Consider the following 12,474-nt stretch of genomic DNA (forward strand, 5'->3'; position numbering starts at 1 on the left):
CGGCCGGGGCATGGGCCCAAAGAGGAGGGGACAGAAGAGGGCAGGGGGAAGAGGCCGAGGGAGCGCGCGCGAACGAACGGGGGACCGATCGCAGGGGCGCTCGTGCACCAAGGGGTGCGCCCGCGGAGGGCTCGTGAACCGGGCAGAGGGTTCGAGGGGAGGGGTGTGCGGGCAGCGGCGGGACGCCGGAGGCGCGCTCGGCGGCCAGCGGCCGGGCGCCGCGGACACGCGGGCGCGTCCGGGACGCGCCGGATCGGCCCGGAGGGCCGTCCAGGGGCGCGGGGAACTGCGCGACCAGCCACAACGGACCCGCATCCCGACGACGCGCCCCCTCCCCCACCCCCTCCCGCCCCACCCACCCCAGCGGAGCGCTTACGCTCTCCCCCATGTCGCTCTACGCCGCCTACGCCGGCAACCTCGACGCCCGCCTGATGTCCCGCCGCGCCCCCCACTCCCCGCTGCGCGCCACCGGCTGGCTGAACGACTGGCGCCTCACGTTCGGCGGCGAACACATGGGCTGGGAGGGCGCCCTCGCGACGGTGGTCGAGGCCCCCCGCTCCCAGGTCTTCGTGGCGCTGTACGACATCGCCCCGATGGACGAGGAGGCGATGGACCGCTGGGTGGGAGTCGGCCTCGACATATACCGCCGGATGCGCGTCCGGGTGCACACCCTGGAGGGTGAGGAACCGGCCTGGGTCTACGTCCTCAACGGCTACGAGGGCGGCCTCCCCTCCGCCCGCTACCTCGGCGAGATCGCCGACGCCGCGGAGTCCGCGGGAGCACCCCACGACTACGTGATGGAACTGCGCAAACGCCCGTGCTGAGGACCGGGGGCGGGGCCGGGGCGGCACCCCGCCCCACCTCCGTCCCACACCCCCTCCGGCCCCACCTGGAGCCCCCCTTGGCGGGAAACGACAAGACAACGATCCCAATCCCGTGAGGCTTGCCATCTACGCGCGTAGGCCCAGACCGGATACTCTCGTCGCGTGAACGCTTCTCTTCTTCCGGACGACATCCAGGACGACCCCTACGCCGCCGCCGACGCCGCCGCCGCGCGCCTGCGGGAGCTCACGGGCGCCGAGACCCACGACGTCGCCCTCGTGATGGGCTCCGGCTGGGCCCCGGCCGTGGACGCGCTCGGCGCCCCCGAGGCCGAGTTCCAGGTCACCGAGCTGCCCGGCTTCCCGCCCCCGGCGGTGGAGGGCCACGGCGGCAAGATCCGCTCGTACAGGATCGGTGACAAGCGCGCGCTCGTGTTCCTGGGCCGCACCCACTACTACGAGGGCCGCGGTGTCGCCGCCGTCGCGCACGGCGTCCGTACGGCCGTCGCCGCCGGCGTCAAGACGATCGTCCTGACCAACGGCTGCGGTGGTCTCCGCGAGGGCATGCGCCCCGGCCAGCCGGTCCTGATCAGCGACCACCTGAACCTGACGGCGACGTCGCCGATCGTCGGCGCGAACTTCGTCGACCTGACGGACCTGTACTCGCCGCGGCTGCGCGCCCTGTGCAAGGAGATCGACCCCACCCTGGAGGAGGGCGTCTACGCGCAGTTCACGGGCCCGCACTACGAGACCCCGGCGGAGATCCGCATGGCCCGCGTCATCGGCGCGGACCTGGTCGGCATGTCGACGGTCCTGGAGGCCATCGCCGCGCGTGAGGCGGGCGCGGAGGTGCTGGGCATCTCCCTGGTCACGAACCTCGCCGCCGGCATGACGGGGGAGCCCCTCAACCACGAGGAGGTCCTCCAGGCGGGCCGCGACTCGGCGACCCGCATGGGCGAGCTGCTGACGCGGGTGCTGGACCGTCTGTAGCCGCGGTGGAGCGGGGGACTCGGGTACATGGCCGGGTGCGGGTGGTATGTGGTTGCTCGCGCGGTTCCCCGCGCCCCTGAAAAGCGACCGGGGCCGCGCCCGTGCTTCTCAGGATGGAGGGCGGGCCGCAGGCCCGTTCCCTTGAGGGGCGCGGGGAACAGCGCGAACGACCACGACGGACCCGCACCCGCCAAAACCACAGGCACCCCCGAGCCATCAGGCGCCCGGCCCCGAACCCGACGCTGACGAACAAGAGAGGTTGGACCCCGACGTGCAGGACGAACTCATCGCACGGGCCAGGACCTGGCTCGCCGAGGACCCCGACGCGGAGACCCGCGAGGAACTCGCCGGCCTCATCGACGCCGGGGACACCGCGGAGCTCGCCGCACGCTTCAGCGGCACCCTCCAGTTCGGCACCGCCGGCCTCCGCGGGGAACTCGGCGCCGGCCCGATGCGTATGAACCGCTCGGTGGTCATCCGCGCCGCGGCCGGTCTCGCCGCGTACCTGAACAAGCAGGGCTCGGCCGGCGGCCTCGTCGTCATCGGCTACGACGCCCGCCACAAGTCGGCGGACTTCGCCCGCGACACCGCCGCGGTCATGACCGGCGCCGGTCTGCGCGCCGCCGTCCTGCCCCGCCCGCTCCCGACCCCGGTGCTGGCCTTCGCCATACGGCACCTGGGCGCGGTGGCCGGCGTGGAGGTCACGGCCAGCCACAACCCGCCCCGCGACAACGGCTACAAGGTCTACCTCGGCGACGGTTCGCAGATCGTGCCCCCGGCCGACGCGGAGATCGCTGCCGAGATCGACGCCGTACGCTCCCTCGCCGACGTGCCCCGCCCCGACGGCGGCTGGGAGACCCTCGACGACAGCGTCCTCGGCGCCTATCTGGCCCGTACGGACGCCGTCCTCGCCGACGGCTCCGCCCGGACCGCGCGCACCGTCTACACGGCGATGCACGGCGTCGGCAAGGACACCCTGCTCGCGGCGTTCGCCCGGGCCGGGTTCCCGGAGCCGGTGCTGGTCACGGAGCAGGCCGAGCCGGACCCGGAGTTCCCGACCGTGGCCTTCCCCAACCCGGAGGAGCCCGGCGCGATGGACCTGGCCTTCGCCAGGGCCCGCGAGACGGACCCCGATCTGATCGTCGCCAACGACCCGGACGCCGACCGCTGTGCCGTGGCCGTCAAGGACGGGACGGACTGGCGGATGCTGCGCGGCGACGAGGTGGGCGCGCTCCTCGCCACCCATCTGGTCCGGCGCGGCGCCCAGGGCACCTTCGCCGAGTCGATCGTCTCCTCGTCCCTGCTCGGCCGGATCGCCGAGAAGGCGGGCCTGCCCTACGAGGAGACCCTCACCGGCTTCAAGTGGATCGCCCGCGTCGACGGTCTGCGCTACGGCTACGAGGAGGCCCTCGGCTACTGCGTCGACCCGGAGGGCGTCCGCGACAAGGACGGCATCACCGCCGCTCTGCTCATCACGGAACTGGCCTCGCAGCTGAAGGAGGAGGGCCGCACCCTCCTGGACCTCCTCGACGACCTCGCCGTGGAGCACGGGCTGCACGCCACCGACCAGCTCTCCGTCCGCGTCGAGGACCTCTCGGTCATCGCCCGCGCCATGGAGCAGCTCCGTGAGCAGCCGCCGACCACCCTCGCGGGCCTCGCCATCACCAGGGCCGAGGACCTCACCCGGGGCACGGACCGGCTCCCGCCCACGGACGGCCTGCGCTACACGCTCGACGGCGCCCGCGTGATCGTCCGCCCCAGCGGCACGGAGCCCAAGCTCAAGTGCTACCTGGAGGTCGTCGTCCCGGTCGCCGCCCACGCCGACCTCCCCGAGGCTCGCGCGACGGCCACGGACCTCCTCGCGAAGATCAAGCAGGACCTCTCGGCGGCCGCGGGCATCTGAGCCCCGGCACCCCGCCCCGCCCGAGCAGCACGGAAGCCCCGGCCGACGACATCACCCTCGTCATCGGCCGGGGCTTTTGTCGTGTCCGATCCGCCCTCCCGGGCACCCGAGAAACCCCGGCGGGCCCCCCACGTCCGCCGGCCGCGGTCTCCGGGGCCGGCGCCCTACGGCACCAGCACCAACGCCGCCACCCACACCAGCCCCAGCACCACGCCCAGCGGCCACAGGGCCCGGCCCCGGGCGGGTTCGTCGCTCGGGGCCGTGGGCCGCAGTGCCGGGTCCTGCCACATCGCGGTGATCTCCGCGGCCGTCCGCTCGTACGGGTGGACCAGTCCGAACCGCCGCTCCAGCCGGCCCCAGCGGGGCGCGTGCGCCGTCCAGGCGGAGCCGAACCGGGGCCGGCGGCTGTCCAGCTTCAGCTCGCCGCCCTCGCACCGCACCGTCATGAGGTGGTCCCACTCGATGTGGCGGACCCCGCGCAGGCCGTTGAACCACAGTCCGTCACGGTCGGCGGTGATGCGCCACGCCGCCATGCGCGGCAGCAGCATGACGCCGACGAACCCGAGGAGGACGCCCGGGACGTACCGCCATCCGCCGCTCTCGGACAACACCATCAGCGCCGCCCACAGCACGACCACCAGACAGACGGCCCGGTCCAGCCAGCCGGCCCGCCACCGCCGTACCGCCCCGGACGCCAGCCGCTCGGTGAGCCCGTCGGCGGCGGCCGCGCGCCGGTCCGCGTACACCGCGGACCGGCGGGCCCGTGCCTTCTCCGCCGCGGTCCGCAGCCGTACCGCCCGCTCGGACAGGGCTCGCACCGGCGCCATGGACGACTCGACGACGAACTCCTCGTCCCCCGAGCCGCCACCGCCGCTCCCCGGCTCCCGCGCGCCCTCCGAAGCCTCCCGCTCTCCCGCGCCCGGGGCTTCCTCGCCCTGGGCCTCGTCGGCGCCGTTCCGCGCGTCCTCGGGGGCGCTGACGATCACGAGTTCGCCGCCGTCGTACGGCGCTCCGTAGAGGACGGCCTCGCGCAGGGGGCCGGGCTGTGCCGCCTCCTCCGCGCCGGCGTCGAGGGAGTCGAGGAGCGCCTCCATCTCCTTCTCCTTGAGCAGGCGGGCCTCCTCGTCCTCCTCGTCCTCCTCGTCGTCGTACCACTCCTCGGCGGTGACGGTGAACATCGGCCGCAGCGCCGCCACGTCGTCGGCGGTGAAGACCTCCACGTCACCGTTGGCCCCGTCGCGCACGAGGACCCGCAGGACGGGAGCGGGGGCGCCGCGCAGCCCGGCGGCTCGGCGTCGGGCCAGCCGACCGGAGGCCAGCGCGGTGAGCCCCCAGCCGACCGTGAACCACCCGGCCAGCACGGCCTCCCGCCGGTCGGCGGGTGCCTCCCACCCGGACGCGACGAGGACGAACGCCCCGCCGAGGGCCGCGAGCACCAGCCCCAACGCGATGAGGAACCGCCCGCGCCGCAACGGCCCGACCCCCTCCGGCACCACGGCGGTGACACCCTCGGCGGCACTCAGGGCCCACATCCGCTGCGTCCGCCGCGCGCTCATCCGGAACTCGGCGAGCGCCCAGGCGGCGTTCACCAGCAGGAAGCCCACGAGGAGCGGCAGGTCGTGCGTGCCGCCGTACCAGGCGAGGACGAGGGTCAGTACGGGGCCGGAGACCCGCAGCGCCTCGGGGCGCGCCAGGGTCCACACCAGGTGCAGGGGGACCAGCGCGGCGAGGACGGGCGGTACGTCGCGGGAGTTGGCCAGCCAGAACCCGGCCGTCAGCCCGACCATGGCCAGGGCGAGCAGATGCAGGGACCGCATCCGCACCGGCACCCACACCGGGGGCTGCGCCCGCGCCCACAGCCGCGCCTTCTCGCCGCTCCAGGCCGGGCAGCCCTCGGGCACGGCGGACTCGGGCAGCCTGCGCGACGGCCGCCCCGGGGACTCGATGTTCGTGCTCATGGCTACCCAGACACTCGGACCGCAACGGTGCTCATCATTCGTACGACCGTACGGCCCGGCGCTGACGAGCTCTCAGTACGGGTGCCCTTCGCGGGGGACGGCGGCGGCTAGCGTCGGCGGCTCCCGTCCGCCCCGGAGCCCTCGTCAGGCGTTCCGCGCCCCCGCGTTCACCCCAGCGCGATCACTCACCCGAGCGCGATCAGGATCGTCAGCAGTACGGCTCCCGCCGCCGCCGGCGCCATGATTTCCCAGGCCCAGCGGACGGTCGGCTCCCCCTGCGAGCCGGGTGCCTTCGCACGGGCCTCGCACAGCTCGCGCAGGTCGGCCATGATCTGGTCGGTCTCGGCGCGGACGGTCCGCTCCTCCAGCGACGTACGGCCGCTGCTGTCGCCCTTGGCGGCCCTGCCGGACTCCCGGGCCTGCTGCCGGGCGACCTTCTTGCGGGCGCGCAGCGACACGGGGACGGCCCAGAGCTGGTACTTGGTCCCGGCCTCGTCGATCACCTCGTTGGAGTAACCGGAGCGCAGCGAGACGACCGAGGCCCAGGGCAGTTCGATCACCCGGAACGGGTTGCGCACCCGGAGGCGGTCGTCGTTGGCGAAGACGGCGGGCCGTACCGAGAAGGCGACCACCAGCGGCACGGCCAGCAGCAGCGCGGCCAGGGTCAGCCAGGGCGTACGTCCTTCTCCGGTGAACACCGCGTCCGTGCCGAGCCAGACGAAGAGGCCGAGGAGCAGCACACCGCCCGCGAGACCGCCGGGCGACCGGTAGGCACGGTCCTGGTAGACCGGCTTGGCGGGGGTGGCCGAGGGGGCGGGCTTCGCGGGCTCGGCGGGCCGCGGGGCCGCGGGCGTCTGCCGGGGCCGGGCTTGCGCTGTGTCGGGAGCGGGCTCGGTCTTCGGGGTCTCCGAGGACGGCGTGCCCTCCGATGACGTCGAGGCCGCCGAGCGCTTCCGGGTTTCCGGCTGCTCCTGGGACGACGGTCGATCCGGGGTGGTCATACGTCCGATTCTGCACGACACCTCACGTCCACCCCGCACACGGCCCCGGCCCGCGCCTCCCCGGCCTCGGCCGACGCCCCCGCAGGCCCCCGGGCCCCGCCGGAAGCCGCCGCCCTTTTCCTCCCCCCGCCCCCCTCCGAAAGACTTCGGGGGTGTACACCCGCTACGCGCGTAGATATGCTCGTCTGGTGACCATGTCCACTGCCGCACCCCACGCCCTAGCCGACGTCACCGCGTCCGACAGCACACTGCGCCGCTTCCTCCACGGACTGCCCGGTGTGGACGCGGTCGGCCTGGAGGCGCGCGCCGCCTCCCTCGGTACCCGTTCCATCAAGACGACCGCCAAGGCGTACGCCATCGACCTGGCCATCTCCATGGTCGACCTGACGACGCTGGAAGGCGCGGACACCCCGGGCAAGGTCCGGGCGCTCGGCGCCAAGGCGGTCCACCCCGACCCCATCGACCGCACGACCCCGTCCACGGCGGCGGTCTGCGTGTACCCCGACATGGTCGCCACCGCCAAGGCGGCCGTAGCGGGGTCCGGCGTGAAGGTCGCCTCGGTCGCCACCGCCTTCCCGGCGGGCCGCGCCCCCCTGTCGGTCAAGCTGGCCGACGTGCGGGAGGCAGTCGCCGCCGGCGCCGACGAGATCGACATGGTCATCGACCGGGGCGCGTTCCTCGCGGGCCACTATCTGAAGGTCCACGAGGAGATCGTCGCCGTGAAGGAGGCCTGCGGCGCCGCCCGTCTGAAGGTCATCTTCGAGACCGGCGAGCTCTCGACGTACGACAACATCCGCCGCGCCAGCTGGCTCGGCATGCTCGCGGGCGCGGACTTCATCAAGACCTCGACCGGCAAGGTCGCGGTCAACGCCACTCCCGCGAACACCCTGCTCATGCTGGAGGCCGTCCGCGACTTCCGCGCCCAGACCGGTGTCCAGGTCGGCGTGAAGCCGGCCGGCGGCATCCGCACGTCCAAGGACGCGATCAAGTTCCTGGTCCTGGTCAACGAGACGGCGGGCGAGGACTGGCTGGACAACCACTGGTTCCGCTTCGGCGCCTCCTCGCTCCTCAACGACCTGCTGATGCAGCGCCAGAAGCTGGCCACCGGCCGCTACTCCGGCCCCGACTACGTGACGGTGGACTGAGACCCCATGACCATGGAAAAGATGTCACCCGTATTCGAGTACGCCCCGGCCCCCGAGTCCCGCGCGATCGTCGACATCGCGCCCTCGTACGGCCTGTTCATCGACGGCGAGTTCACGGAGGCGGCCGACGGCAAGGTCTTCAAGACCGTCAGCCCCGCCTCCGAGGAGGTCCTCTCCGAGATCGCCCGGGCCGGCGAGGCCGACGTCGACCGTGCCGTGCTGGCGGCCCGCAAGGCGTTCGAGAAGTGGTCGGCGCTGCCCGGCTCGGAGCGCGCGAAGTACCTCTTCCGTATCGCCCGCATCATCCAGGAGCGCAGCCGTGAGCTGGCGGTCCTGGAGACGCTGGACAACGGCAAGCCGATCAAGGAGACCCGCGACGCCGACCTGCCCCTGGTCGCCGCGCACTTCTTCTACTACGCGGGCTGGGCCGACAAGCTCGACCACGCCGGCTTCGGCGCGAACCCCCGGCCGCTGGGCGTCGCGGGCCAGGTCATCCCGTGGAACTTCCCGCTGCTGATGCTGGCGTGGAAGATCGCCCCGGCCCTGGCCACGGGCAACACGGTCGTCCTCAAGCCCGCCGAGACCACCCCCCTGTCGGCGCTGTTCTTCGCGGACATCTGCCGCCAGGCGGGCCTGCCCAAGGGCGTCGTCAACATCCTCCCCGGATACGGCGACACGGGCGCGGCCCTGGTCGCGCACCCCGACGTCAACAAGGTGGCGTTCACCGGCTCCACGGCCGTCGGCAAGGAGATCGCGAAGACGGTCGCCGGCACCCGCAAGAAGCTCACCCTGGAGCTCGGCGGCAAGGGCGCGAACATCGTCTTCGACGACGCCCCGATCGACCAGGCCGTCGAGGGCATCGTGGGCGGCATCTTCTTCAACCAGGGCCAGGTCTGCTGCGCGGGCTCCCGCCTCCTGGTGCAGGAGTCGATCCAGGACGAGCTGCTGGACTCCCTGAAGCGCCGGCTCTCGACGCTCCGCCTCGGCGACCCGCTCGACAAGAACACGGACATCGGGGCGATCAACTCCGAGGAGCAGCTGACCCGGATCACCTCGCTCGTCGAGAAGGGCGAGTCGGAGGGCGCCGAGCGCTGGTCCCCGGCGTGCGAACTGCCGTCGGCGGGCTACTGGTTCGCGCCGACGCTGTTCACGAACGTCACCCAGGCGCACACCATCGCCCGCGACGAGATCTTCGGCCCGGTGCTGTCGGTGCTCACCTTCCGTACCCCGGACGAGGCCGTCGCCAAGGCCAACAACACCCAGTACGGCCTGTCGGCGGGCATCTGGACCGAGAAGGGCTCCCGGATCCTGGCCGTCGCGAACAAGCTCCGCGCGGGCGTCGTCTGGTCCAACACGTTCAACAAGTTCGACCCGACCTCGCCGTTCGGCGGCTACAAGGAGTCGGGCTTCGGCCGCGAGGGCGGCCGCCACGGCCTGGAGGCGTACCTCGATGTCTGACCGCCTGTCTGTTTTCAAGACCTACAAGCTGTACGTCGGCGGGAAGTTCCCGCGTTCCGAGAGCGGCCGGGTGTACGAGGTGAGCGACGCAAAGGGCAAGTGGCTGGCCAACGCACCGCTCTCCTCCCGCAAGGACGCCCGTGACGCGGTGGTCGCCGCTCGCAAGGCGTTCGGCGCCTGGTCCGGCGCCACGGCGTACAACCGGGGCCAGGTCCTGTACCGGGTCGCGGAGATGCTGGAGGGCCGCAAGGGCCAGTTCGTGCACGAGGTCGCCGACGCCGAGGGCCTGTCGAAGTCCAGGGCCGCCGCCCAGGTGGAGGCGACGATCGACCGCTGGGTCTGGTACGCGGGCTGGACCGACAAGATCGCCCAGGTAGTCGGCGGAGGAAACCCGGTGGCGGGCCCGTACTTCAACCTCTCCTCCCCCGAGCCGACCGGTGTGGTCGCCGTCCTCGCCCCGCAGGAGTCGTCCTTCCTGGGCCTGGTCTCGGTGGTCGCCCCCGTGATCGCCACGGGCAACACGGCCGTCGTGGTCGCCTCCGAGACGGCCCCGCTCCCGGCGCTGTCGCTGGCCGAGGTCCTGGCCACGTCCGACGTGCCCGGCGGTGTCGTGAACGTCCTGTCCGGCCGTACGGCGGAGATCGCGACGCCGCTCGCCGCGCACCAGGACGTCAACGCGATCGACCTGGCCGGCGCGGACGACGTCCTCGCCAAGGAGCTGGAGATCGCCGCGGCCGACAACCTGAAGCGGGTGCTGCGTCCACAGCCTGTGGACGACTGGTCGGCGACTCCGGGCATCGACCGCCTGACGGCGTTCCTGGAGACGAAGACGGTCTGGCACCCCACGGGGTCGCTGGGCGCGTCGGGTTCCTCGTACTGACGCACGCCGGGGCAGGCGCGGGCCGGCCCGTGGACGACAGGGGTCGTCCACGGGCCGGCCGCGCGGTTTCCCGCGTCCTCTCGCAGGGGGCTGGGCTCAGCGCAGGCCGCCCAGCGCCTGCCCCGCCACCGGGATGCTCCCGATCGACGGCGCCTGCGCCACCGGGCCGGTCAGGTCCCTCGATTTGACGGCCCGGAAGTCGGCGACCTGGGTGCCCACGCCGTTGTCGAGCGGGTCGACGCCCGTGCCGGCGAGGGGGTTGGGCTTGAGGCCGGCGACCGGGCCGGTGACGTGGCCGACCGTGCCGGTCAGTGTCCGGAGGTCCGCCTGGGGGTCCACGGAGCCGAGCGTCGAGGCGGGCCGGGTGCGCAGCACGTCGACGACGGGGGCGGCGCCGTCCGCCGCGGCGGCCGTACCGGCGCCCGCGCCGAGTGCGACGCCCGCGGTCGTGACGGCGAGCAACGCGCGCCGGGCGAAGGGGGACTGGGGGGCCGAGTGTCGAGCCATCAGCGTGGTCACTTTCTACTGCGGAAAGTAAGCATGGAGGCACACACGGTAGTTGAGGTGTGATGTGCGCTCCAAGAGCGACCCGCCGACTCGGCGAGGGCGGCGCGATGCCTCACACTGGACTCTCGTGAGTCCGCATCCCCCGATACCGACCCGGGTCGTCCTGCTGTCCGGTCCGTCCGGCTCAGGCAAATCCCTCCTCGCCGCCCGCTCCGGCCTGCCCGTGCTGCGGCTCGACGACTTCTACAAGGAGGGCGACGACCCGACGCTGCCGCTGGTGGAGGGCAGCACGGACATCGACTGGGACCATCCACTGTCCTGGGACGCGGACGCCGCCGTCGCGGCGATCGAGGAGCTGTGCCGCACGAGCCGTACGACCGTCCCGGCGTACGACATCTCGCTCAGCGCGCGCACCGGCTGGGAGTCCCTGAGCATCGAGCGGACCCCGCTGTTCATCGCCGAGGGCATCTTCGCCGCGGAGATCGTGGGACGCTGCCGCGAACTCGGCGTCCTCGCGGACGCGCTGTGCCTGACCCGGGGTCCGGTGACGACGTTCCGCCGCCGCTTCCTGCGCGATCTGCGGGAGGGCCGTAAGTCGGTGCCCTTCCTGCTGCGGCGCGGCTGGCGGCTGATGCGTCTGGAGCGTTCGATCGTGGCCCGGCAGACGGAGTTGGGCGCCCACGCCTGCGACAAGGACGAGGCGCTCGGACGGCTGGCGTCGGCCGCGGCGGGCCGCCGCGCCCAGGCGCCGGCATAGACAGCGGGCCCCAGGCCAGCTAAGCGACATACAAAAAAAGCGGGACTGGACGGACCCCCCGGCCCTCCAGTCCCGCTTCCCCCGTTGTCCCCCGTCGTGACCCCGTGTCCCCCGTGGTCCCGTCGGTTTTCCCCGATTCCCCCGATTCCCCCCGGTTGTCGCGGCGGCGCTCCCCCGCGCCACCGCGATCTCCCCTGGATCCCCCGTGATCCCCCTTGCGTCCCCCGCTTTTCCTGCTCCCCCCAGACCTTCAGGCGACAAGCTCCCCGAAGGACTCCTCCTCGTCACGGCCGAAGCTGAGGACCTCGTCCTCACGCAGGCGGCGCAGGGACCGCCAGATGCTGGACTTCACCGTGCCGACACTGATGTCGAGGATCTCCGCGATCTCCGGGTCGGTGCGGCCCTCGTAGTAACGGAGGACCAGCATCGTCCGCTGGAGTTCGGGGAGCCGGGCGAGCGCCTGCCACAGGACGGCGCGCAGTTCGGTGCCGCGCATCGCGTCCGTGTCGCCGGCGGTCTCCGGCAGCTCCTCGGTCGGGTACTCGTTCAGCTTGCGGCGGCGCCACGCGCTGATGTGCAGGTTGGTCATGGTGCGGCGGAGGTAGCCCCCGACCGCGGCCTTGTCACTGATCCGGTCCCACGCCCTGTACGTCGAGAAGAGGGCGCTCTGGAGGAGGTCCTCGGCCTCGAAGCGGTCACCGGTCAAGTGGTAGGCGGTTGCGTACAGGGAGGCACGACGCTCCTGGACGTAGGCGGTGAACTCCGCCTCCGACACAGAACGGCGCTCCCCCGTGCCCTCCCCGTACGCGGCCCCCGTTCCCCCGTGGGCCACCCCCGTGGCGCTTCCCCCCACATGTGCGTCAACCACCGACATGTACGTGGTGTGCTGACGCCCGGTACCGCGAGCGCACCCCCGCCCGCTCACGGCACCGGACTTCTCCGTGTTCCGGATGACGTCGTGGAGACGCGTGACAACTGCGCTAGTGCTGTTGCTGTGCAGCGTGTTCATCTCGCGCCCCCCGTCGTGGAGTTCCGGTCTCTCACCCCGCTTCGG

At 72.8% G+C, this 12,474-nt stretch carries 11 protein-coding genes; 7 read left to right on the top strand and 4 right to left on the bottom strand.

Annotated features, from left to right (window positions below; genetic code table 11):
• Positions 1–386 precede the first annotated feature (386 nt).
• The 3 genes from SMA5143A_RS15280 (at position 387) to SMA5143A_RS15290 (ending at position 3,714) form a co-directional block, all read left to right on the top strand.
• Complete coding sequence (locus tag SMA5143A_RS15280; RefSeq protein ID WP_107463474.1) at positions 387–824, top strand: gamma-glutamylcyclotransferase; 438 nt, start codon at positions 387–389, stop codon at positions 822–824.
• Between the two features lie 162 nt (positions 825–986).
• On the top strand, positions 987–1,811 hold the full coding sequence (locus SMA5143A_RS15285; RefSeq protein WP_107463475.1) for a purine-nucleoside phosphorylase: 825 nt from the start codon (positions 987–989) through the stop codon (positions 1,809–1,811).
• A 271-nt stretch (positions 1,812–2,082) separates the two neighbouring features.
• Positions 2,083–3,714, top strand: coding sequence for a phospho-sugar mutase (locus tag SMA5143A_RS15290; RefSeq protein WP_107463549.1), 1,632 nt, complete (start codon positions 2,083–2,085; stop codon positions 3,712–3,714).
• Between the two features lie 164 nt (positions 3,715–3,878).
• Here the strand turns inward: SMA5143A_RS15290 and SMA5143A_RS15295 are convergent, their stop codons facing one another.
• Both SMA5143A_RS15295 and SMA5143A_RS15300 read right to left on the bottom strand, forming a co-directional pair.
• The gene (locus SMA5143A_RS15295; RefSeq protein ID WP_107463476.1) at positions 3,879–5,672 is read right to left on the bottom strand and encodes a hypothetical protein; all 1,794 of its coding nucleotides are present in this window, start codon (positions 5,670–5,672) and stop codon (positions 3,879–3,881) included.
• Positions 5,673–5,857: 185 nt separating this feature from the next.
• A complete protein-coding gene (locus SMA5143A_RS15300; protein ID WP_258193549.1) occupies positions 5,858–6,412 on the bottom strand; it encodes a PH domain-containing protein in 555 nt (184 codons plus the stop codon).
• 455 nt (positions 6,413–6,867) lie between these two features.
• Between SMA5143A_RS15300 and deoC the strand changes: the two genes are divergently transcribed.
• From deoC to SMA5143A_RS15315, 3 genes are read left to right on the top strand one after another with little or no spacing between them, the layout of a single operon-like run.
• The gene (deoC, locus tag SMA5143A_RS15305) at positions 6,868–7,818 is read left to right on the top strand and encodes a deoxyribose-phosphate aldolase (RefSeq protein ID WP_107463550.1); all 951 of its coding nucleotides are present in this window, start codon (positions 6,868–6,870) and stop codon (positions 7,816–7,818) included.
• A gap of 21 nt (positions 7,819–7,839) precedes the next feature.
• Positions 7,840–9,276, top strand: coding sequence for an aldehyde dehydrogenase family protein (locus SMA5143A_RS15310; protein WP_107463551.1), 1,437 nt, complete (start codon positions 7,840–7,842; stop codon positions 9,274–9,276).
• Entirely contained in the window at positions 9,269–10,156 is an 888-nt protein-coding gene (locus SMA5143A_RS15315) for an aldehyde dehydrogenase family protein (RefSeq protein WP_107463478.1), read from the top strand. Before SMA5143A_RS15310 ends, SMA5143A_RS15315 begins: the two co-directional genes overlap by 8 nt.
• Positions 10,157–10,252: 96 nt before the next feature.
• Here the strand turns inward: SMA5143A_RS15315 and SMA5143A_RS15320 are convergent, their stop codons facing one another.
• Positions 10,253–10,663, bottom strand: a complete 411-nt coding sequence (locus SMA5143A_RS15320; RefSeq protein ID WP_107463479.1) for a hypothetical protein — start codon at positions 10,661–10,663, stop codon at positions 10,253–10,255.
• A 127-nt stretch (positions 10,664–10,790) separates the two neighbouring features.
• Here SMA5143A_RS15320 and SMA5143A_RS15325 point away from each other — a divergent pair, with 127 nt between their 5' ends.
• Positions 10,791–11,420 (top strand): uridine kinase family protein, encoded by a 630-nt coding sequence (locus SMA5143A_RS15325; protein WP_107463480.1) that lies wholly within the window; start codon positions 10,791–10,793, stop codon positions 11,418–11,420.
• A gap of 250 nt (positions 11,421–11,670) precedes the next feature.
• Here the strand turns inward: SMA5143A_RS15325 and SMA5143A_RS15330 are convergent, their stop codons facing one another.
• A complete protein-coding gene (locus tag SMA5143A_RS15330) occupies positions 11,671–12,429 on the bottom strand; it encodes a SigE family RNA polymerase sigma factor (RefSeq protein ID WP_107463481.1) in 759 nt (252 codons plus the stop codon).
• Between the last annotated feature and the right edge of the window lie 45 nt (positions 12,430–12,474).

The organism is Streptomyces sp. MA5143a (genome assembly GCF_900290235.1).
Lineage (GTDB): Bacteria > Actinomycetota > Actinomycetes > Streptomycetales > Streptomycetaceae > Streptomyces.

Excerpts from the sequence above, each read along its gene's own strand:
- SMA5143A_RS15295 (WP_107463476.1), bottom strand. The coding sequence starts at position 5,672 with ATGAGCACGAACATCGAGTCCCCGGGGCGGCCGTCGCGCAGGCTGCCC.
- deoC (WP_107463550.1), top strand. The coding sequence starts at position 6,868 with ATGTCCACTGCCGCACCCCACGCCCTAGCCGACGTCACCGCGTCCGAC.
- SMA5143A_RS15320 (WP_107463479.1), bottom strand. The coding sequence starts at position 10,663 with ATGGCTCGACACTCGGCCCCCCAGTCCCCCTTCGCCCGGCGCGCGTTG.
- SMA5143A_RS15315 (WP_107463478.1), top strand. The coding sequence starts at position 9,269 with ATGTCTGACCGCCTGTCTGTTTTCAAGACCTACAAGCTGTACGTCGGC.
- SMA5143A_RS15280 (WP_107463474.1), top strand. The coding sequence starts at position 387 with ATGTCGCTCTACGCCGCCTACGCCGGCAACCTCGACGCCCGCCTGATG.
- SMA5143A_RS15330 (WP_107463481.1), bottom strand. The coding sequence starts at position 12,429 with ATGAACACGCTGCACAGCAACAGCACTAGCGCAGTTGTCACGCGTCTC.
- SMA5143A_RS15310 (WP_107463551.1), top strand. The coding sequence starts at position 7,840 with ATGTCACCCGTATTCGAGTACGCCCCGGCCCCCGAGTCCCGCGCGATC.